This is a genomic window from Olivibacter sp. 47, from assembly GCF_030372825.1.
GTDB lineage: Bacteria > Bacteroidota > Bacteroidia > Sphingobacteriales > Sphingobacteriaceae > Olivibacter > Olivibacter oleidegradans.
Genome location: NZ_JAUCNR010000001.1, coordinates 2,594,726 through 2,615,281 on the forward strand (window position 1 = coordinate 2,594,726; position 20,556 = coordinate 2,615,281).

Here is a 20,556-nt window from a genome sequence, read left to right on the forward strand (position 1 = left end):
CATGCGTGTCCATTTTATAGCTATTGGCGGAAGTGTTATGCATAATTTGGCCATAGCATTAGCAAATAAAGGCTATCTGGTGAGTGGTTCCGACGACTTCATATACGAGCCCTCAAGAACTAATCTGACAAAGAATGGGTTAATGCCTGAACAATTAGGCTGGCATCCTGAAAGGATTACGGAAGACATTAATGCTGTAGTGTTGGGTATGCACGCTAAAGCAGATAACCCGGAGCTTGTCAGGGCTCAGGAATTAGGTTTACAAATTTATTCCTACCCTGCATACATTTACGAACAGGCTAAAGACAAGACACGGGTCGTTGTAGGAGGTAGCCACGGAAAAACTACGATCACCTCGATGATTATGCACGTTCTCAAGGAGTTAGGAAGATCGTTTGATTATGTCGTTGGGGCTAAACTGGAGGGCTTCGAAACGATGGTTAAGATCACAAAGGATGCGCCGTTAATCATTATTGAGGGAGACGAATACTTGGCATCAGCTATTGATAGACGACCTAAGTTCTTACTTTATCACGCAAATATAGCTCTGATAAGTGGTATAGCTTGGGACCACATTAATGTATTCCCAACTTATCAGGAATATGTCGAACAATTTAAGCTCTTTATCGAAAGCATAGAAGAAAAGGGTACGCTCGTATATAATAAAGATGATAAGGAAGTGCAGAATCTGGTTTCTAATAACAATTCTAATATCAATAAACATGGGTATAAGCTGCCTGAGTTTACCATTAATAAGGGAGTAAGTTATCTTAAAACTTCCAAAGGGGAGATCGCTTTACAAATATTTGGAAAGCATAATCTTTCTAATTTGGCAGGCGCTTTTACTGTTTGTGAGTGGTTAGGAATCAGTAGAGAAGATTTTTATCAGGCGATTGGTAGTTTTAAGGGTGCAGCAAGGAGACTGGAGTATGTTGCGGATTATGCCGGAAGCGTTGTTTACAAAGACTTTGCACATTCGCCTTCAAAAGTTAGAGCGTCCATAGATGCAGTAAAAGAGCAATATCCGAATAGTAAGTTAGTAGCGATTATCGAGCTACATACGTTTAGTAGCTTAAATGAGGAGTTTTTACAAGAATATTTTGATACAATGAAACAGGCCGATGAAGCCATCGTATTTATTGATCAAAATTCTTTCAGACAAAAAAATATTAAACCAATCGAAGCGTTAACTATAAAGAAAGCCTTTAATAGAGACGATATAATATATTTTAACGATGCACAGAGTCTAGAAGCGTATATCAGCCAATTGGATCCTCAAGGTAAAAATGTGCTATTCATGAGTTCAGGGAATTTTGGCGGTATAAATCTAGTTAACTTATCAGATAAGTTTTTTAATTTTAAAATTATATATATATTTGATATAGTAAGTGCTACAATTGGTTAATACCTACTTCTTCTTGTATACTCTTTGTCTATGGGTCAAGCTAACACACGTGAAAATAATAGTCGAATGAAATGTCTACATGATTAATGAAAATTAAAAAGATGGTGATAATAACTCATTTTGATCATGTGCGGAACTCTACCTACCGGGACAGTCATGAGGCCATTAAAAAACAAATTTTTTACGAATGAAATCTTTAGGAAAAAAAATAAGGTTATTAAGACATCAAAATGGGTGGAGCCAAGAGGATGTTGCTAAAAGATTAGACATATCTATTCCTGCTTTTTCTAAAATTGAAACCGGTATAACCGATATTAATCTTTCAAGGCTTCAACAAATTGCCAAACTTTTTGACATGACAGTGGTGCAGCTTTTGAATTTCAATGATGCTGATGAGCAAAAGAAATATAACTCTGACTTAGAAGCAGCCAATAAGAAGTTGCAGGAAAGAAATAACGAAGTAATCGAATTACAAAAGAAGGTAATCGAACTTTACGAGGAATTAAGAAAGCTTTATGCTAAGTGATGGAAACGTGCTTATGTTAAAACACATATCGTAATGTAGCGTGTTTCTTTCCAAATTGGGCTCCGGTAGCTTTATGGATAGCCAGCATTTCCTTGTTGAAATCGCCAACCCATGAAAGTTCCAGTTCTTTATACTTCTTGAGAGGAAGGACATATTCCTTCAGCTTTATGAAAAGAGCGGATTCAAGTCCATGCTTTTGATAATTTTTTTTCGTTCCCATCACAATTGCTCTCATCCTGTTTACTTTACGTCTGTTCAATAAAAATCGAATGCCGTTTAGCCAATTCATTTTACCTTTGAAGTCTTTAATCAATTGGTTGGCATCCGGTAATATCAAAATAAATGAGACAGGTTCATTATTGATGTAGGCAAACCAAATTAAACGTTCGTCTAGAATCAGTTTCATTTTCTTGAACGATTCGAGGATCGTTTCCATTTTAATAGGCTGAAAATTTTCGAAGTTTTCCCAGGCATCATTGTAAATTTCCATGAAGTCTTTTGCGAAAACTTGTAGGTTGTTTTTCTCGAAATGTTTAAAGGTATAACCCGGTTTTTCCATCACCCAATTAGCAATCCGAGTAAAACGTTCAGGAAATGGCTTATTAACTTCTAAATAGTTTGTAATCTGTTCATATATGGTTTTGAAGCCATAACTGAGAAAAAGGTTTAGATAATAGGGCTTATGATAATTCATGCCATAGGAAGGCTGGGTAAATCCTTCTACTAATAAGCCCCAAAAGTTATCATTCTCGCCAAAATTAATCGGACCATCCATGCCCCTCATCCCTCTGTCTGCTAGCCACTTCTTTGCAGTATCAAATAATTTACCAGCTGCATCTTGGTTATCAATACATTCGAAAAAGCCGATACCGCCTATGGGACATTCTGATTTATAGGCCTTCTCATGGTTGATGAAAGCCGCAATTCTTCCAATGGGTTGATTATCTTTAAGCAATAACCATCGCGCACATTCTCCGTGCTTATGAAAATTGTTCTTTTGAGGATCGAAAATTTGGCGTATGTCGTTATCTAATGGACAAATCCAGTTGCTATCATCTTTATATATTTTTTTAGGAACATCTAGAAACTGCTTTTCCTGCCTTTTGTCGTTTACTTGGATTATCATTCTTTCCCCAAAACATTAATAAAAAAGCACTCAGCATAAATACTAAGTGCTTTATATTTTATAATACGGTGATTACAAGACTAATAGTCGTCATCATCGTCAAAATTGTCGAAATTGTCAAAGTTATCCAAATCATTAAAATCGAAGTCATCTTCATCTTCATCGTCAAAACGTCTTGTTGGTTTTGAATCATTAGGTTTGATACCTGATTTACCCGCTTTTTTTGCTGGATTATTTGATCCAATTTTTTTGTCTGTCTTTTTTGGCGTTTTCATTTCCAATTCTACTAGTTACGCTTGTTTTATATTGTTTGGTTTTGTGCTGATAAAATTACAAAGATTTTAAAACAGTCAAGTAATTTATTGAAAAAATAATACAAAAAAATGGAAGCTATTCCGTTGATTCTCCTATACTTTGTTCTTCAGTTAAGATGTCTTTCAATTTCGGTAAATCCGCCGTTGAATTGATCCCAAAATAGTCCATAAATAGTTTGCTTGTCGAATATAAGAGCGGCTTCCCAATAGCTTCAGATTTTCCACTGATCTGTATCAGGTCTTTTTCCAATAGTTTCTGTATGGAATAGTCGCAGCTCACTCCCCTTATTTGTTCTATTTCAAGCTTGGTTATAGGCTGCCGATAAGCTATTATAGCCAGCGTTTCAAGCGCAGCTTGACTCAATTTCTTTTTAGATCGATGGATCTGAAGTTGATTGACAATTTTATTGTACTCTTTCTTCGTTAAAAATTGATAGCCGTTATTAATATGATACAGTTGAATGGCAAATGCGCTGTCAGCGTATTTTGATTCAATAAGCTTAATTGCATTTTCTACGTCCTCGTTTGATAGCTCCAAGTCTAAGGCATCTCGAATAATTTGCTTAATGTCAAAAAATTCCACGCTCTGTTCAGAAGCAAAAATTAATGCCTCAATATGCTGTACGATGTTCTCCATGAAACGTTAACCTATTAATTAATAGTCGATGATTTGTTCTTGAATACCTGATGGGATTTCCCTGAAGTCATACTTTTGTGTACGCAATTGCGGTTCGAAGCCAGCTTCTTTGATCGCATCTTGTATCGAGCGCGACGTGAATCGATGCGGAGCGCCGGCAGCTGAAACGACATTCTCTTCGATCATAATAGATCCAAAATCATTAGCTCCGGCATGTAAACAGAGCTGCGCCACGCGTTTGCCAACGGTCAGCCAGGAGGCTTGAACGTTTTTTATGTTGGGAAGCATAATCCTGCTCAGTGCAATCATACGGATGTATTCTTCACCACTTACATTATTGGTGATTCCTCTTACTTTCTTTAATAGCGTGCCGTCGTCCTGGAAAGGCCATGGAATGAAGGCAATAAAGCCATAGGCTCCTTCCGGTTTTTCGCTTTGGACTTCTCTGATCCATACAAGGTGTTCAAAACGCTCCTCGACGGTCTCAATATGTCCAAACATCATAGTGGCTGAAGTTGGGAGATTAATTTGATGGGCGGCCCGCATTACATCTAACCACTCTTTTCCGCCACATTTGCCTTTTGAAATCAGACGTCTAACACGATCATTTAATATTTCTGCTCCGGCTCCCGGGAGCGAGTCTAAACCGGCTTCTTTTAAGGCGCGGAGAACTTCGATATGACTCATATTCTCTAATTTAGCAATATGAGCGATTTCCGGAGGCCCAAGCGAGTGCAGTTTTATGGTCGGGTATAGTTCTTTTAGCTGCTTAAACAAATTGGTGTAGAAATTCAAGCCAAGATCGGGATGGTGCCCGCCCTGTAACAGCAGCTGATCTCCACCGTATCGTATCGTTTCCTCGATTTTTCGCTTGTAGGTATCTATATCCGTAATATAGCTTTCTTCGTGCCCGGGTCGCCTGAAAAAATTACAAAATTTGCAGTTAGCAATACAAACATTGGTTGTATTTACGTTTCTGTCAATTTGCCACGTAACCTTTCCGTGAGGTACTTGTATTTTTCGAAGCTCGTTGGCTACATAACTTAGTTCAGCAGTTGAGGCGTACTGATGCAAATATATACCTTCTTCTTTCGATAAGAATTCAAAATTAAGCGCCCTTCGAAGTATTTGTGTAGTATCCATTGAAAATGCCTGATTATACATTGCAACGTTACTTCCTGTAGAGATGCATTGTAGACCTTGCAAACTTAGCTATTTTTGCGAGGATATCCAATCAAGTCACGAGGTTTACGGTGCGTTGTTTGCAAGCTATAGGACGGCCTGTACGGTTGTCTTGAAGAACGATAGCACTACTTGTAAATAGCTGTTCATATTTGTCATAACTGTATCGAAACTAGTTGCATTTATATAAAAACTGAGACAGTTCCTATAATAAGCCTAAAGAAAAACGTATTTTTGCCGCTGACAATTTAAAACCTTGTTTAAGGTGCACAACAAAGTTGTTTAATGTAAGATTGAATTGATATGGACCTTACTTTCATGGCGCATTTGACGGAGCATTCATCTTGCATTTTGAACGCAAAAACTAATTAAATGGATAAGAGAGTAGCATTTTATACCCTTGGCTGCAAACTTAACTTCTCTGAAACTTCTTCTATCGGACGGATTTTTCAGGATGCAGGTTATCAAACTGTGCCTTTTAACGAAAGAGCGGATGTTTATGTTATCAATACCTGTTCGGTGACGGATAATGCTGATAAAAAGTGCAGAAAAGTGGTAAAAGAGGCTTTGAAATATTCTCCTCAGGCTTATATTACTATTGTGGGTTGCTATGCGCAATTAAAGCCCCGGGAAATAGCCGAAATTCCCGGAGTTGATATGGTGCTTGGCGCAGCAGAAAAGTTCAATATCATTGAGCATATTAACGACTTAACCAAACAGAAAAAGGCAATTATACATAATGCACCTATTGAGGAAACCAATGTGTTTGTTCCGGCTTTTTCGTTTGGTGATAGAACAAGAACTTTTCTTAAAGTACAAGACGGTTGCGATTATTCTTGCACATTTTGTACCATACCACTTGCACGCGGAGCCAGTAGAAGTGGAACCATTGAATCGTTGGTTAAACAAGCCAAAGATATTGCTGCATCGGGTGTAAAGGAAATTGTATTGACAGGAGTTAATATCGGTGACTTCGGTATTAGGCAAGGCCAGCGGGAAGATCGTTTTTTGGATTTGGTGAAAGCGTTGGATGCGGTCGATGGGATTGACCGTTTTCGGATTTCGTCCATTGAACCCAACTTACTGAGTAATGAAATCATCGATTTTGTAGCCTCGTCCAAGCGATTCGTGCCCCATTTTCATATGCCCTTACAATCAGGATCTAATAAGATCTTAGGGCTGATGCGTAGACGATATAAACGAGAACTCTATGCTGAAAGGGTAAAAAGAATTAAAAGTTTAATGCCGGATTGTTGTATAGGAGTAGACGTCATTGTTGGATTTCCCGGCGAAACACGGGAAGATTTTTTACAAACCTATGAATTTCTTAATGATCTAGACATTTCCTATCTACATGTCTTTACCTACTCAGAAAGGGAAAATACGATAGCTTCACAAATGGAAGGGGCAGTGCCGGGGAGTGCCAGATCGGACAGAAGCAAAATGTTACATATCCTTTCTGAAAAGAAAAGACGGGCATTTTATGTTAGTCAGTTAGGCAATGAGATGGAAGTGCTTTTCGAAAGTGACGTAAAAGAAGGATATATGCACGGCTTTTCGAAGAATTATGTTAAAGTACGGGCTAAATACGACCCTTTACTCGTAAACGAAATAAAAACCGTTCGGCTGCTGAATATAAGCAATGAAGGAGAAGTAGATGTGGAAGAAGTAGAATCTTTTGTTGAACATTAACAACAATACATGCGGCTTCCGATTCAAAATATCACCTTTATTTTGCTAGCGATTATACTGATGGGAATGTTGACAAGCTGTTTGAGCAGACGGCGAGCTACATCGTCCGTTCTAAAACGTGAAAACTATCATCGAAAGAAGGGAGATATTTTAACAGATGTTTCAGGAACTTCCGGATTTTATGTTAGCTCAGGGAACCTGCTTACTGACTATGCCGGTTTATTGGGGGTTGAAACCAGTGAACTGAAAAATGAAAAGCTTTATCGCTTTATAAACGATTGGATTGGTACTCCTTACGCTTATGGAGGAACAACAAAAAACGGTATAGATTGTTCGGGATTTGCGGCGATGCTGATAAGTGAGATTTATGGTAAAAGTCTTCCGCGAAGTTCGGAGGATCAAGCAAATGCCGTTAAAAGAAAATATGAAAGGCAGCTGAAAGAAGGAGACTTGGTTTTCTTTAGTTTTGGAGGTTCGAGCATCAATCATGTAGGAGTCTATTTGCATAATGGCAGATTCGTTCATGCTTCAACCTCAAAGGGAGTTATTATAAGCAATTTAAAGGACGGTTGGTATTACAAATCTTTCAAAAGAGCAGGAGCGGTCAAATAAATGAAAGAGAAAGACGAAGAGAATTTTGGTTTTTGGACGCAATATAAGCAGTTTGCAAAAAACGAATTACTGCTATATGCGATCATGGTTATAGGAATTGTATTAGGCATCATTTTTTTGGATAAATGGATGTTCTTGCTAATAGATATACCAGGCATGATACCTTTCTACCAACCAATAAAGTAAATTAGGAATTCATAAAAAAAGAAGAAATGATCTTAAACCTAAAACGCCCATTGGCATTTTTTGATTTAGAAACAACAGGCGTAAACGTTGCTTCGGATAGAATTGTAGAAATTTCAATCCTTAAAGCGATGCCAGACGGAAGTGAACAGGTAAAAACCATGCGTATAAATCCGGAGATGCCCATTCCATTAAGCTCTTCACTTTTACACGGAGTATACGACGAGGACATCAAAGACGCTCCAACCTTCAAGCAAGTTGCACAAGAAATTGCTGATTTCTTGGAGGATACGGATTTGGCCGGTTATAACTCCAATAAGTTTGATATCCCTGTTCTGATGGAAGAGTTTCTAAGAGCGGGAATTAATTTTGACATTGAAAACAGAAAATTCGTCGATGTTCAGAATATCTTTCATCAAATGGAGCAGCGTACATTGAAAGCAGCTTATAAGTTTTATTGTGATAGAACTTTGGAAAATGCCCATAGTGCTGAAGCTGATGTTCGTGCTACCTATGAAGTGTTGTTAGCCCAAGTGCAGCGTTATGACGGCGTTGAATGGGAAGACAAAAGCGGCAATAAATCGATACCTGTAAAGAACGATGTAGACGCGCTTCACCGATTTACCAATTTAAATAGACCGGTTGATTTTGCGGGCCGTATCATTTACGATGAGAATGGCGTTGAGGTTTTCAGTTTTGGTAAGCATAAAGGCAAAAGCGTAGTGGAAGTGTTCAAGATAGAGCCAAGCTATTATTCCTGGATGATGCAAGGTGACTTTCCGTTATATACCAAGCGCTGTATAGAAAAAATATGGACCGATTTCCGCAATATACAACATAATAGAGGCGCTAACGTTAAACCTTCAAATGCCTCAGATGTAGCGATACAGCCGAAAACAAAGCCCTATGGGGGAAATAAACCCTATAGCGGTAATCAACATTTAGATAAGGCTAAAGAGAAGAAAAGTGGCCCTATCACAGAAGATATGCTGAAGAGTTTACAAGATAAGTTTAGGAAATAGTTAAACTGAAAAATAGTTAGGTAAGGAAGTAGTTAAGTTGGAAATAGCAACCGACTACTTAACAACTAAACTACTACTTATTTGACAACTAGAAGGGAGCTTCGTCATCCATGTCGTTCATTCTGGAGGGACGCGTAATGATTCCGCCCATATTCCCAAATTCTGACGATGGCATCATACCGGCAGAAAAAGGATTATCATCAGTCATAGTTCCTGAGTCCGCAAATGACCCGCCACCGAAATCTTCCTCTAGATCTTGGAATTTAACATATTTACCGACAAACTTCAGCGGTACAATGGTCGTTTCACCATGTCTGTTTTTAGCAATAATGACTTCCCCTACACCGGCAGTTGGTCGGCCCTCTTCATCTTCCGTCATGCCATAATACTCCGGTCGGTATAAAAACAGTACCATATCGGCGTCCTGTTCGATAGACCCAGACTCCCGTAAATCAGATAGCATAGGCCTTTTTGAGGCTCCCGGACGACTTTCAACTGCACGACTCAATTGGGAAAGGGCCAGTACCGGAATATTAAGCTCTTTCGCCACCGATTTTAGCGCACGTGATATACTACCGATTTCTTGCTCACGATTTCCACCGCCTTTCCCTTCAGCTTTTCCATGCATTAATTGCAAATAATCCACAATCACCATCTGTATATCGTATTGTGCTTTTAAACGCCTGCATTTGGCTCGAAATTCAAATACATTCAGTGCCGGCGTGTCATCAATCAGTAAAGGGGCCTCTGTTAATTTTCCGATCCGTGAGTGGAGCTGAGTCCATTCATGATCTGCTAAGGTTCCTTTTTTGAGTTTTTCCTGTTCTATTTCGGTTTCACCGGAAATAAGGCGATTGACCAACTGTACAGAGGACATCTCCAATGAAAAAACGGCGACAGGTTTATCATGCAGCACAGCCGCATTGCGTGCACAGGTTAGAACAAATGCCGTTTTACCCATAGCTGGACGGGCAGCTATAATAATCAAATCGGATGGCTGCCAACCCGAAGTAATACGATCTAATGCTGTAAAGCCTGAGGGAACTCCAGTAAGCGAATCCGTTCTGTCGCGTAACTGTTCTAAGTTATTAACCGCTTCCCGCATGATATCGTCCATCTTGCGGGTATCTCGCCTTAAATTGTTTTGAGCTATATCAAACAAACTTTTTTCTGCGGTGTCGAGCAAATCAAAAATATCCGCAGTATCTTCATAAGCATTGTTTATAATTTCGGTTGAAATTTTAATCAATTCTCGTTGTATATACTTCTGAGATATAATACGAGCATGAAATTCAATGTTAGCGGCAGAGACAACTCTGTCCGTCAGCTGTGTTATATAGTAAGCTCCCCCGACCATTTCCAGTGCACCCATTTTTCGGAGTTCAGCGGTAACCGTCAATAAGTCAATTGGTGAAGATTTTTGAAATAAGTTGACGATGGCTTCGAAGATTTTCTGGTGCGCATCTTTATAGAAAGTGTCTACTTTCAGAATATCAATAACTGTTGATAGCGCATCTTTTTCAACCATAAGTGCTCCTAAAACAGCTTCCTCTAAATCCACTGCCTGAGGAGGTAGCTTACCAAGGCCACTAACCATATTCCCTAGTCGATTTTTGCGCTCGGCAAAAGTTCCTTTCTTAGCGGTATTTCTTGATGAATAATTTTCGTTTTCGGAGTTCATAGCACAAATGTACTTAATTTATAATCCCTTCTGAGCTTGAGTTTCTCACAATAGTGAATAACGAAAAATGTTAAGCATTGAATCTGTTCTCGTTAGCCTGTTAGATATTCACAAATGATGTGAATAAAATGTTAATCATTGCGTAAAGTATTTTAAAATCAATTGCTTAAAACTAATGTGAATAACTTTTTATATGTTAGTTTAGATGTGCTTAACAATTTTAGGAAAGAAAGAAACAAGAGATTTCTCATGAATCTACGGTATGAAAATTGCGGCTAAAATGAATTAAATATATCATAAAAATGAAAAAAGGATATTGAGAATATATTTGGTAACTTGCACGCCTAATTTACATAAGCATGCGTCAATTTTCAAAACCCATAAAAAGGGAAAGCAATCAAATGGTTTTTGGTATTAGAGCGGTAATTGAAGCTATTGATAGTGGAAAGGAAATCGAATCTTTATTTATACAGCGAGGATTGACCGGCGAGTTATTTAAAGAGTTGAAAGATGTTTTACGTAATAGAAATATCAGTTATCAGCAAGTTCCGATAGAGAAGCTCGATCGTATAACCCGGAAAAATCACCAGGGGGTCATCGCCGTTATCTCGCCGATTACCTATCAAAAAATAGAAGACGTTATTCCAACTATATACGAAGAAGGGAAGGTGCCATTGATATTAATATTGGATGGTATTACCGATGTCCGTAACTTTGGCGCGATAGCACGTACTGCTGCTTGTGCCGGGGTGGATGCGCTGGTAGTTCCGACTAAGGGATCGGCTGAGATTAATCCGGACGCTATTAAAACATCCGCAGGAGCTCTATATAAAATCGCCGTTTGCCGTCACGAAAGCTTAACGCAAGTAATAAAGTTCCTTCAAGAGAGCGGTTTACAAGTTGTAGCATGTACTGAAAAAACGGGAGACACTATTTATAAACCCGATTTTAAGTCACCAACAGCAATTGTAATGGGAGCAGAAGATACGGGTATATCTGACAGTATCATACGGAATGCCGACTATTTAGCCAAGATTCCCATGTTTGGCGACATTGCATCCTTAAATGTGTCTGTAAGTGCGGGTGTAATTATTTATGAAGCAATTCGGCAACGGGTTAACCAATAAGGATTAACCTGTCATTTCTTTCATTTCTTCCAGGGCCGAGGGGTCATGTTTGTGCTTAAAGAGGAATGAAAATAAGAACGCGATCACAAGCGCGTAAGCAGCGAAACAAATCCAGATCTCTTGCCACATCATCTGTCCACCCATTTCGGTAAAATAATGTTCAATCACGTAGCCACTGATTGAACTTCCGAGGATAGCGCCAAAACCGTTCGTCATCATCATGAACAAACCTTGAGCAGATGAACGGATATTAGCTCCCGTACTTGTTTCGACGAAAAGAGATCCCGATATATTGAAAAAATCAAAAGCCATTCCATACACTATGCAGGACAGAATGATCATCCAAAGTCCGCTTATCGGATCAGCATAGGCCAATAAACCAAAACGCAATACCCAAGCCAACATACTGATCAGCATAACCTGCTTGATACCAAAACGTCGTAGAAAGAAGGGAATGGCTAGAATGAAGATTGTTTCGGAAATTTGAGAAATGGATAATATGATAGTGGAATGTCTTACTACAAAAGAATCAGTATAGATTGGATTTTTACCAAAATCGGATAGATAAGCGTCTCCGTACATATTTGTCAGCTGTAATGCTCCGCCTAGAAACATGGAAAAGGTGAAAAAAAGCGCCATTTTTGGATTACGAAACAGCTTAAAGGCATTTAATCCCAAGCGCCCACTAAGAGACGCATTTTCAGATTTCGATTTTAATGGAGGGCAAGGAGGGAGGGTGAAAGAATAAATTCCCAACGTAATTGCAGCGATGGCGGAAATATAGAACTGCCCCCCTAAGGCCTTGTTGCCGGTAAGATCCGTCATCCACATAGCTGCAATAAAACCAATGGTACCCCATACACGAATAGGAGGAAAGTCCTTAATTACATTGTACTTATGTTTTTTTAACAGAATGTATGCAATTGAATTAGATAGGGCTATTGTTGGCATATAAAATAACATGGCCATCAAAATCACCCAAAAGAATGTTTGAGGATCTTGTACATGAGGTAGGTACAGAAACGTGCACCCGAATAGAATGTGCAAAATGCCATAAAGAAACTCTACATTAATCCATTTGTCGGCGATGATGCCGGTTAACGCCGGCATAAATAAAGAAGAGATTCCTAGTGTAGAAAAAATAGCCCCAAATTCACTGCCGGACCATTGTTTATGCTGAAACCAATATACGCCAACTGTAATCATCCAAGCTCCCCATACAAAGAACTGTAGAAAGCTCATGAGCGTCAATCTAAGTTTTATAGACATATTTATGTAAAGCTCAGCTTATGTTGCATTTCTTTTCGAATTATGACGACTTTCTTCGAGATATTTCATCACGTATTTTAGCCGCTTTTTCATAAGCTTCTTCTTGAAGTGCTTGTTGAAGTGCTGCTTTTAGTTCATCGTCGGTGTAGGATGCATAGGCAGTTTTCGAGCTTTCTGCCACAGTAGATTGTTCCTCTCTAGGGGTTTCCAGGTTTTCTAAAAACACAAAATCATTTCCCTCAATAACGATTCCTGCGGATGCAAGAATAAACTCATAAGTATAGATTGGGCAATCAAATCGTATGGCCAGAGCGATAGCGTCGGAGGTCCTGGCATCTATTTCGATATCTTTTTTTCCATTATTGCAAACTAACTTTGCATAAAAAATTCCGTCAACTAGATTGTAAATAATGACTTCATGAATGGAAATTCCGAATGTAGAAGCAAAAGTTTTGAACAAATCATGCGTAAGAGGTCTGCTGGGAGTAAGTTTCTCGATTTCAATGGCAATCGCTTGCGCCTCAAACCCTCCGATAATTATAGGAAGTCTTCTGCGGCCATTAACTTCACCTAATACTAAAGCATAAGCCCCGGATTGTGTCTGGCTGTAAGATAATCCTACTATTTCTAACTTGATCTTATTCATTTCTCGCAGGCAAATATGCAAAAAGCATTTCATAGCGGCGCTATTTTTTTATAATAGCGCTTTATGAATATAAATTTTTTTCTTTATAATAAAATTCAGTCTCCTCATGTCCAAAAGAGTACGATACCTCCTTATCAAAAGAAGTAGCTAATATCGAAAATTTCAGCCATTTTTATATGATCTGACTGCTGCTGTAATTTTTGGAACGATCTCAAAGGCATCTCCTACGATACCGTAATCTGCCACTTTAAAGAAAGGAGCTTCCGGATCTTTGTTGATAACTACTATTGTTTTTGAAGAACTTATCCCTGCTAGATGCTGAATGGCGCCTGAAATTCCGATAGCGATATACAGATTGGGACTTACCGCAATGCCGGTTTGGCCGACATGTTCGGCATGGGGACGCCAGCCTGCATCCGATACGGGTTTCGAACAAGCAGTTGCAGCCCCGAGCGCTTCGGCCAATTCTTCTATGATACCCCAATTTTCCGGCCCTTTTAATCCTCTGCCTCCTGATACCACAATTTCTGCTTCGGGTAAAGAAACCTTGTCGGTGGCACGAATAATTTCTTTTACAACAGTGGCAAAATCATCGGGAGAAGGCTGGTTTTCAAATGCAACAATTTCTGCGTCCACAGGGCTCTCCCTTAATTCAAAGGCGTTTGCATTTAAGGCAATAACTTTAACAGCTGAATTCAATTCGGTGACCGCGAATGCCTTGCCTGAAAATGCAGTTTTTTTAACACGTAATATACTGCCTTCAATCGTTGGTAACTCCACCACACCATTTGCTAAACCAGCAACGAGTTTTGCTGCCAGCCGCGGGGCCAATCCCTTGCCACTGAACGAATTGGATAGCACAACAATGGACGAATTTTCTTGCCTCGCGGCTGCTTCTATAATGGATGCATAAGCTTGATTTACGAAAGATTTAAGTTTATCTGAATTAGCAGTTAATATTCTATTTGCGCCGTATTTGCTTAGTCCTTTAAGGTTTTCATCCTTTACATCGCCAATAGAAAGTGCAACTAAGGGCTGATTAATGGTGTTCGCGATGGCTTTAGCATAAGAAACCACTTCATGTGCGGATTTCTTAAAGACACCTTCTATATTCTCTACAAATACTAATACCGACATCTTTTTTCGATTTAAATTATTGTATATGGTTTTACCTCAAAGTATGGGTCTTTTTAATGCCATACTAGATTACACGTGCTTTTGTATGTAATAGTTCAATTAATTTTTCAGGTTCGGCCGCATCTATTAGCGTAACTGCTCCCCTTGGAGCAGGACTTTCATATTGCACTATTTTGGTTAGTGTTTCCACTTCAATGGCTTCAATAACCTCCAACGGTTTTGTGCGAGCAGACATGATGCCTCGCATATTCGGTATGCGCGGTTCTGCCACGCCTTCTGCAGTCCCGACAACCAAGGGTAGGGGACTGGAAATAATTTCCTTACCGCCCTCGATCTCACGTTCTACCAATGCCGTTTTCTCATGAATATCAATTTTTTTTGCGATAGAAATGGACGGAATGTTAAGAAACTCTCCTAAAAAACCAGCTACCTGTACTCCGTTGTAGTCAATAGATTCACGACCTGTCAAAATCAAATCAAATTGCTTTCCATTTGCATAGTTTGCAATCTGTTTGGCTACAAACCAGGCATCGCGTGGTGCGGCATTAACTCGCACAGCATCGTCTGCTCCTGTGGCTAGTGCTTTTCTAATGGTTGGCTCAGTGCTTACCTCGCCTATGTTTATTACCGTAACAGTCCCTTTACCTCCTTCTGCTAATTCGATCGCTTTGGCGAGCGCTATTTCGTCATAGGGATTGATGATAAATTGAATACCTGTATTGTTGAAAGAAGTTTTATCTTCAGAAAATGTGATTTTTGACGTAGTGTCCGGAACATGACTGATACACACGAGTATTTTCATAATTGCTGCATTTAAATAATAAATTGATTCCCCGCTTGAACCAATGATAGAGGAAGTTATCTTCTGTCTTTGTGAAAAGAACCGTACTTTTTTATCTTTGGCTTCTAAAGTTATAAAGATAGGAAAAATCACATAATAATTAAATTTTAACCGCTGAATCTATGAGCAATGACCGTTTGGAGCAACTTTTTAAATTTCTAGAGGCAAGTCCTGATGAACCTTTTATTTTATATGCAATTGCTACAGAGTACGTTAAAAGGGAGAATTCGACTAAAGCCTTACGTTATTTTCAGGAACTTGTAGATAAGCGGCCGGATTATGTCGGTACTTATTACCATTTTGGTAAACTATATGAGTCATTGGGAAGGGAAAATGATGCGATAGCCACCTATCAAAGAGGTATGGACGTAGCGAAGCAAGCGAATGATATGCATGCTTTCTCCGAACTTCAAGCGGTTTATAATAACATCCTAGGAATAGAGCCGGACGAAGAGGACTGGTAAATAAGTAACAAAACAAATATAGCGGCGAAGTGCGGCCGCTAATTCCCAATTTTATTTTATTTTTACGCCCCTAAAGAAAGTTGATTTTGGCAAAGACAGCAAAGAAAGAAACTCCATTAATGCAGCAATACAATAGTATCAAAGCAAAATATCCCGGTGCTTTGTTATTATTTAGAGTCGGTGACTTTTATGAAACCTTTGGTTCCGATGCCGTTAAAGCAGCGGAAATATTGGGCATCGTTTTAACTAAGCGTGGTAATGGCAGTGCTTCTGAAACCGAATTGGCCGGATTTCCTCATCACTCATTAGAAACTTATCTGCCGAAACTGGTGAGGGCGGGACAGCGAGTTGCAATCTGCGATCAACTGGAAGATCCTAAATCTGTAAAAACGATTGTAAAAAGGGGAGTGACAGAATTGGTAACTCCGGGTGTATCTTACAATGATAATATCATTCAACAAAAGGCTAATAATTATTTAGCTTCCTTGTATCTTGATAAGAATGCAATAGGTGTTTCCTTTTTAGACATTTCAACAGGTGAGTTTTTAGTTGCGCAAGGAAGTGGTGACTATATTGATAAATTGTTGCAAGGGTTTAAGCCAAGTGAAATTATCCTGCCGAAACGTTCTTATAGCGATTTTGTAGATCAGTTCAGCGATCGATTTTACACTTATACATTAGATGAATGGCCCTATAGCGGCGATTATGCGAAAGAAACGCTTCTGAAGCACTTCGAAGTTAATTCCCTAAAGGGATTTGGAATTGACCGTATGCATCTTGCTATTGTAGCTGCGGGGGTTGCTTTGCACTATTTGAACGAAGCGGAACATCGGAACTTACAGCATATCTCTAACATTGCACGGATTGAGGAAGATCGTTACATGTGGTTGGATCGATTTACCGTCCGTAATTTAGAATTGATCGGTTCAGCTAATGAAAATGCCATTACATTAGCCGACGTATTGGACAGTACTTCATCTCCAATGGGCGCCCGGTTGTTGAAACGTTGGATGGTTATGCCTTTAAAAGACAAACGACCAATTACGGAGCGATTAGAGGTTGTGGAGTACCTTTTAAAACGAGCCGATCTACGGGAACAACTGACGCAAGAGATTAAACAGATCGGTGATTTGGAGCGATTGATAAGTAAAATCGGACTGCAAAAAGCAAATCCGAGGGAACTGGTTCAGTTAAAAAGAGCTTTGCAAGCTATCGGACGACTTAAAGAGCTGACGGCTACTGCGGACGCTCAGGCCTTAAATGTGATTGCAGAGCAATTAAACCCCTGTAAAATAATTTGCGATCGGATAGAAAAGGAGTTGAAATCGGAGCCTCCTGTGTTATTGATTAAAGGGAATGTAATTGCTGATGGAGTGGATGCAGAGCTTGATCGCTTACGTAAGGTTGCATTCGGAGGAAAAGATTATTTACTTGAAATTCAGAAGCGCGAGTCGGAAATTACCGGTATCCCGTCTTTAAAGATTTCTTTTAATAATGTGTTTGGGTACTATCTTGAGGTGACCAATGCCCATAAAGACAAGGTACCCGCTGATTGGGTAAGAAAGCAAACCCTGGTGAATGCAGAACGTTATATTACCAATGAGTTAAAAGAATATGAAGAACAGATTCTTGGAGCGGAAGATAAGATACAAGTCATAGAAAATCGTTTATATAACGAACTTCTCGCTTCGCTGCTTGACTATATAAAGCCCGTTCAACTGAATGCCAATTTAATTTCTCAACTGGACGTACTGTTGAACTTTGCAACAATTGCTCATAAGAACCATTATGTGAAGCCTATCATCAACGATGGTAAACTCATTGATATCAAGGGCGGGCGTCATCCGGTGATCGAAAAAAATTTGCCGATTGGTGAAGAATATATTACCAATGACGTGTTTTTAGATAGTGACAGTCAACAAATCATTATCATAACAGGACCCAACATGGCGGGTAAATCTGCTCTATTACGACAAACAGGCTTAATTGTACTAATGGCACAGATGGGATGTTTCGTTCCGGCAAAACATGCCGAAATTGGTTTGGTAGATAAGATTTTTACTCGGGTTGGAGCCTCTGATAATCTGTCATCAGGTGAATCCACATTTATGGTCGAAATGAATGAAACGGCCAGCATTCTTAATAATTTATCCGATAGAAGCCTTATTTTACTAGATGAGATTGGCCGTGGAACAAGTACTTATGATGGGATATCAATCGCTTGGGCCATTGCCGAATACTTGCATAACCACCCTTCTGCCAAGGCAAAAACTTTGTTTGCGACGCACTATCATGAGCTGAATGAACTGACAAATACTTTTAATCGGATAAAGAACTTCAACGTTTCGGTAAAAGAAGTAAATAATAAAATTATTTTTCTTCGTAAACTCGTTCCCGGTGGTAGCGAACATAGTTTCGGAATCCATGTTGCTAAGATGGCGGGCATGCCTGCCAAGCTTGTTGTGAGGGCTAACGAAATACTAAAAAGGCTTGAACAGGAACGAACAGGTGGCGAACATATTAAGGATAGCATGAAGAAGATACAGAAGCAGGCTTACCAGCTGCAAATGTTTTCAATTGACGACCCGATTTTAGTCAAAATCCGTGATATGTTAAATAACTTGGATGTCAATGCATTAACTCCTGTTGAGGCCTTAATGAAACTCGATGAAATTCAGCGTCTATTGAAAAATTAATCGCGGAGCGACAATCGGACAAGATATTGGTCGTTTTCATCTTCGTATAGTATTTGAACCACCCAGCCATCTTGCCGGGCAATTTTGATGAGCGTATCTTGGTCGATATACAACCATCCAAATGAAGCGCCTCTTTGGCCTTTATATTCATATTGAAATTTCACCTCTCCATAATAAGCCCCAGCGGCTGGGATATGGCCCTCGTACAAGTAAGCAATGTCAGATGAGTCGAATAATAATTGGCCGCCTTTCTTTAAAATCTGTTTACAATGAATAAGAAGTTGTTTTAAGCCATGTATGGTTTCCACCAGACCGATGCCATTCATGAGAAAAAGTATCGTATCGAATTTTTTCTTTCTATAATGGAAAATATTAGCGTTCACCACTTGTTTTACTCCCCGATCCTTCATGATTTCGCATGCAGTCTTCGAAATCTCCAAGGCGGTGACCTCAAAACCTCTATTTTGTAAGTAGAGACAATGGCTGCCGGCTCCGGCTCCTACATCTAATACAACACCATCGCACAATGAAAGTGCGATGAATTCCAGCTCAGGAAACTCCTCTTCTTCTCTAAAGAATAGATCTACCGGCATTTCCTCATCTTCACCGTAATTATTATGTAATATCAATGGTGCAGTTTTTCCTGTTTTATAAAAGTCAAACAGGGCAGCTCCGTAAACATCTTGATTCATTATAATAAACTTAGGACCTAGTTAGTCATTGATGCCAAGGATAGTTTTGCTCAATTCAATCATATCTGGGTCTCCCGTATATTTGCCTTTTACGTCGGAAAGCTTTACTACCGGTGTCCAGTATGCTTCTTCCGGGTACGCTTCGGTCATTTTAACAACAATATTCATGGGCGTTAGCCCTACATCATTTGTGAAATTTGTACCTATACCAAAAGATATTCCGATTTTTCCCTGGCAATGTTTAGCAATTCGTTCGACCTTTTCATAGTTAAGTCCATCAGAAAAAATGATGGTTTTGGATATGGGATTTATCCCTTTACTTTTATAGTGTGCGATAGTTTTGTCGGCAAAATCAAGGGGATCGCCACTATCATGTCTTACACCATCAAAAAGCTTAGTGAACATTTTATCAAACTGAGAAAAAAATACATCGGTGGTATAAGTATCTGAAAGCGCTATTCCTAAATCACCTCTATACACATTAACCCAATGCTCTAACCCTAAGCCATTAGCCATCTTAAAGCCATATTTAGCTGCATGGAACATAAACCACTCATGTGCATGCGTACCTATTGGTTTGGTTTGGTTAAGCATAGCCATATGCACATTGCTGGTTCCGATGAAGCTGGTATTACCGTATTGTTTTAAAGTTTGTACAACTAAACGATGTGTATGATAAGCATGACGCCTACGCGTGCCGAATTCGGCAATGGTTACCCCCAACTTATTGTATTGTTCAATCTTATTTTTTGCTGTTGTAATAATTTGCTCATCTTGATCGCCTTGAAGGTAGTTAAGTTTATAGTAGAGCTCGGATATCAGCGACATGATAGGCACTTCCCATAAGATGGTTCGATACCAATACCCGGTAATTTTAACTAACAGATTGGGACCTTCCTGCGATATTATTACTTCATCAGGGTCATAACGATAGCCTTGTAAAAAGTCGAGGTAGGTGGGGTCGAGGTAAGGACAGGTATCTCTTAGGTATTTTTTCTCCTCGCGAGTTAAGTGTAGACCTGCCATGCTGTTAACGGAGGCTCTAAGTGCATCTGCAAAGCCGGAAGGGAAGTGGTGATTTCCACGATTGATGAATTCGTACTTTGCCTTAGCTTTTGGAAATAATTTAAACACGGCATGTTGCATAGTGAATTTGTAAAAATCATTATCCAACACAGAGTTTAACGTGATGTGAGAAGGTGTCATTTTATATGCTAAGCCATACGGCCAATGGTTTAAATCAAACGAGTTTATCTAAAATCGGGAATAGTCATTAATCGGTAAAATTAGGTAAATCCGTTGAT

The 20,556-nt window shown here is 39.3% G+C and carries 20 protein-coding genes; 9 read left to right on the top strand and 11 right to left on the bottom strand.

The genetic code is table 11. The annotated features are described in order from the left end of the window. Position 1: 1 nt before the first annotated feature. Both QT327_RS11190 and QT327_RS11195 read left to right on the top strand, forming a co-directional pair. The gene (locus QT327_RS11190; protein ID WP_289552919.1) at positions 2–1,405 is read left to right on the top strand and encodes a UDP-N-acetylmuramate--L-alanine ligase; all 1,404 of its coding nucleotides are present in this window, start codon (positions 2–4) and stop codon (positions 1,403–1,405) included. A 187-nt stretch (positions 1,406–1,592) separates the two neighbouring features. Next, on the top strand, positions 1,593–1,931 hold the full coding sequence (locus QT327_RS11195; protein WP_013666313.1) for a helix-turn-helix domain-containing protein: 339 nt from the start codon (positions 1,593–1,595) through the stop codon (positions 1,929–1,931). Between the two features lie 16 nt (positions 1,932–1,947). On the opposite strand, the gene QT327_RS11200 is transcribed toward QT327_RS11195, so the two are convergent. The 4 genes from QT327_RS11200 to mqnC form a co-directional block, all read right to left on the bottom strand. Then, entirely contained in the window at positions 1,948–3,057 is a 1,110-nt protein-coding gene (locus QT327_RS11200) for a hypothetical protein (protein WP_013666314.1), read from the bottom strand. A gap of 80 nt (positions 3,058–3,137) precedes the next feature. Continuing rightward, entirely contained in the window at positions 3,138–3,332 is a 195-nt protein-coding gene (locus QT327_RS11205) for a hypothetical protein (RefSeq protein ID WP_013666315.1), read from the bottom strand. Between the two features lie 115 nt (positions 3,333–3,447). After that, on the bottom strand, positions 3,448–4,008 hold the full coding sequence (gene scpB / locus QT327_RS11210; protein ID WP_013666316.1) for an SMC-Scp complex subunit ScpB: 561 nt from the start codon (positions 4,006–4,008) through the stop codon (positions 3,448–3,450). An 18-nt stretch (positions 4,009–4,026) separates the two neighbouring features. Then, on the bottom strand, positions 4,027–5,151 hold the full coding sequence (gene mqnC / locus QT327_RS11215) for a cyclic dehypoxanthinyl futalosine synthase (protein WP_041387426.1): 1,125 nt from the start codon (positions 5,149–5,151) through the stop codon (positions 4,027–4,029). Positions 5,152–5,562: 411 nt separating this feature from the next. On the opposite strand from mqnC, the gene mtaB reads away from it, so the two are divergent. The 4 genes from mtaB to QT327_RS11235 are packed head-to-tail and all read left to right on the top strand — an operon-like array spanning position 5,563 to position 8,699. Continuing rightward, on the top strand, positions 5,563–6,882 hold the full coding sequence (mtaB, locus tag QT327_RS11220; RefSeq protein WP_130857376.1) for a tRNA (N(6)-L-threonylcarbamoyladenosine(37)-C(2))-methylthiotransferase MtaB: 1,320 nt from the start codon (positions 5,563–5,565) through the stop codon (positions 6,880–6,882). A gap of 9 nt (positions 6,883–6,891) precedes the next feature. Further along, a complete protein-coding gene (locus QT327_RS11225; RefSeq protein WP_289552924.1) occupies positions 6,892–7,494 on the top strand; it encodes an NlpC/P60 family protein in 603 nt (200 codons plus the stop codon). Further along, positions 7,495–7,680, top strand: a complete 186-nt coding sequence (locus QT327_RS11230) for a hypothetical protein (RefSeq protein WP_289552925.1) — start codon at positions 7,495–7,497, stop codon at positions 7,678–7,680. 26 nt (positions 7,681–7,706) lie between these two features. Next, on the top strand, positions 7,707–8,699 hold the full coding sequence (locus QT327_RS11235; protein ID WP_013666320.1) for a 3'-5' exonuclease: 993 nt from the start codon (positions 7,707–7,709) through the stop codon (positions 8,697–8,699). Between the two features lie 88 nt (positions 8,700–8,787). Here QT327_RS11235 and dnaB read toward each other — a convergent pair whose 3' ends face one another. After that, positions 8,788–10,380 carry a replicative DNA helicase gene (dnaB, locus tag QT327_RS11240; protein ID WP_289552927.1) on the bottom strand — a complete coding sequence of 531 codons (1,593 nt, stop codon included), beginning with the start codon at positions 10,378–10,380 and terminating at the stop codon, positions 8,788–8,790. Positions 10,381–10,739: 359 nt separating this feature from the next. On the opposite strand from dnaB, the gene rlmB reads away from it, so the two are divergent. Next, positions 10,740–11,507, top strand: coding sequence for a 23S rRNA (guanosine(2251)-2'-O)-methyltransferase RlmB (rlmB, locus tag QT327_RS11245; RefSeq protein WP_130857378.1), 768 nt, complete (start codon positions 10,740–10,742; stop codon positions 11,505–11,507). A 3-nt stretch (positions 11,508–11,510) separates the two neighbouring features. On the opposite strand, the gene QT327_RS11250 is transcribed toward rlmB, so the two are convergent. The 4 genes from QT327_RS11250 to QT327_RS11265 all read right to left on the bottom strand — a co-directional run bounded on the left by QT327_RS11250 (position 11,511) and on the right by QT327_RS11265 (position 15,361). Next, positions 11,511–12,776, bottom strand: coding sequence for a nucleoside permease (locus QT327_RS11250; RefSeq protein WP_130857379.1), 1,266 nt, complete (start codon positions 12,774–12,776; stop codon positions 11,511–11,513). 40 nt (positions 12,777–12,816) lie between these two features. After that, positions 12,817–13,422 carry a bifunctional nuclease family protein gene (locus QT327_RS11255; RefSeq protein ID WP_041387430.1) on the bottom strand — a complete coding sequence of 202 codons (606 nt, stop codon included), beginning with the start codon at positions 13,420–13,422 and terminating at the stop codon, positions 12,817–12,819. Between the two features lie 162 nt (positions 13,423–13,584). Continuing rightward, a complete protein-coding gene (locus tag QT327_RS11260) occupies positions 13,585–14,559 on the bottom strand; it encodes an electron transfer flavoprotein subunit alpha/FixB family protein (protein WP_130857380.1) in 975 nt (324 codons plus the stop codon). Positions 14,560–14,623: 64 nt separating this feature from the next. Continuing rightward, on the bottom strand, positions 14,624–15,361 hold the full coding sequence (locus QT327_RS11265; RefSeq protein WP_289552928.1) for an electron transfer flavoprotein subunit beta/FixA family protein: 738 nt from the start codon (positions 15,359–15,361) through the stop codon (positions 14,624–14,626). 161 nt (positions 15,362–15,522) lie between these two features. Between QT327_RS11265 and QT327_RS11270 the strand changes: the two genes are divergently transcribed. Continuing rightward, positions 15,523–15,864 (top strand): tetratricopeptide repeat protein, encoded by a 342-nt coding sequence (locus tag QT327_RS11270; RefSeq protein ID WP_130857381.1) that lies wholly within the window; start codon positions 15,523–15,525, stop codon positions 15,862–15,864. 86 nt (positions 15,865–15,950) lie between these two features. Then, the gene (mutS, locus tag QT327_RS11275) at positions 15,951–18,560 is read left to right on the top strand and encodes a DNA mismatch repair protein MutS (RefSeq protein WP_041388326.1); all 2,610 of its coding nucleotides are present in this window, start codon (positions 15,951–15,953) and stop codon (positions 18,558–18,560) included. Here the strand turns inward: mutS and QT327_RS11280 are convergent. Next, complete coding sequence (locus QT327_RS11280; protein ID WP_013666329.1) at positions 18,557–19,252, bottom strand: class I SAM-dependent methyltransferase; 696 nt, start codon at positions 19,250–19,252, stop codon at positions 18,557–18,559. The genes mutS and QT327_RS11280 overlap by 4 nt on opposite strands. Before the next feature lie 21 nt (positions 19,253–19,273). Next, on the bottom strand, positions 19,274–20,458 hold the full coding sequence (gene pncB, locus QT327_RS11285; protein WP_289552931.1) for a nicotinate phosphoribosyltransferase: 1,185 nt from the start codon (positions 20,456–20,458) through the stop codon (positions 19,274–19,276). Between the last annotated feature and the right edge of the window lie 98 nt (positions 20,459–20,556).

What these genes read in the sequence shown, in the direction of transcription:
- QT327_RS11190 (WP_289552919.1), top strand. Translation starts at nt 2, where the DNA reads ATGCGTGTCCATTTTATAGCTATTGGCGGAAGTGTTATGCATAATTTG.
- QT327_RS11195 (WP_013666313.1), top strand. Translation starts at nt 1,593, where the DNA reads ATGAAATCTTTAGGAAAAAAAATAAGGTTATTAAGACATCAAAATGGG.
- QT327_RS11200 (WP_013666314.1), bottom strand. Translation starts at nt 3,057, where the DNA reads ATGATAATCCAAGTAAACGACAAAAGGCAGGAAAAGCAGTTTCTAGAT.
- QT327_RS11205 (WP_013666315.1), bottom strand. Translation starts at nt 3,332, where the DNA reads ATGAAAACGCCAAAAAAGACAGACAAAAAAATTGGATCAAATAATCCA.
- scpB (WP_013666316.1), bottom strand. Translation starts at nt 4,008, where the DNA reads ATGGAGAACATCGTACAGCATATTGAGGCATTAATTTTTGCTTCTGAA.
- mqnC (WP_041387426.1), bottom strand. Translation starts at nt 5,151, where the DNA reads ATGGATACTACACAAATACTTCGAAGGGCGCTTAATTTTGAATTCTTA.
- mtaB (WP_130857376.1), top strand. Translation starts at nt 5,563, where the DNA reads ATGGATAAGAGAGTAGCATTTTATACCCTTGGCTGCAAACTTAACTTC.
- QT327_RS11225 (WP_289552924.1), top strand. Translation starts at nt 6,892, where the DNA reads ATGCGGCTTCCGATTCAAAATATCACCTTTATTTTGCTAGCGATTATA.
- QT327_RS11230 (WP_289552925.1), top strand. Translation starts at nt 7,495, where the DNA reads ATGAAAGAGAAAGACGAAGAGAATTTTGGTTTTTGGACGCAATATAAG.
- QT327_RS11235 (WP_013666320.1), top strand. Translation starts at nt 7,707, where the DNA reads ATGATCTTAAACCTAAAACGCCCATTGGCATTTTTTGATTTAGAAACA.
- dnaB (WP_289552927.1), bottom strand. Translation starts at nt 10,380, where the DNA reads ATGAACTCCGAAAACGAAAATTATTCATCAAGAAATACCGCTAAGAAA.
- rlmB (WP_130857378.1), top strand. Translation starts at nt 10,740, where the DNA reads ATGCGTCAATTTTCAAAACCCATAAAAAGGGAAAGCAATCAAATGGTT.
- QT327_RS11250 (WP_130857379.1), bottom strand. Translation starts at nt 12,776, where the DNA reads ATGTCTATAAAACTTAGATTGACGCTCATGAGCTTTCTACAGTTCTTT.
- QT327_RS11255 (WP_041387430.1), bottom strand. Translation starts at nt 13,422, where the DNA reads ATGAATAAGATCAAGTTAGAAATAGTAGGATTATCTTACAGCCAGACA.
- QT327_RS11260 (WP_130857380.1), bottom strand. Translation starts at nt 14,559, where the DNA reads ATGTCGGTATTAGTATTTGTAGAGAATATAGAAGGTGTCTTTAAGAAA.
- QT327_RS11265 (WP_289552928.1), bottom strand. Translation starts at nt 15,361, where the DNA reads ATGAAAATACTCGTGTGTATCAGTCATGTTCCGGACACTACGTCAAAA.
- QT327_RS11270 (WP_130857381.1), top strand. Translation starts at nt 15,523, where the DNA reads ATGAGCAATGACCGTTTGGAGCAACTTTTTAAATTTCTAGAGGCAAGT.
- QT327_RS11280 (WP_013666329.1), bottom strand. Translation starts at nt 19,252, where the DNA reads ATGAATCAAGATGTTTACGGAGCTGCCCTGTTTGACTTTTATAAAACA.
- pncB (WP_289552931.1), bottom strand. Translation starts at nt 20,458, where the DNA reads ATGACACCTTCTCACATCACGTTAAACTCTGTGTTGGATAATGATTTT.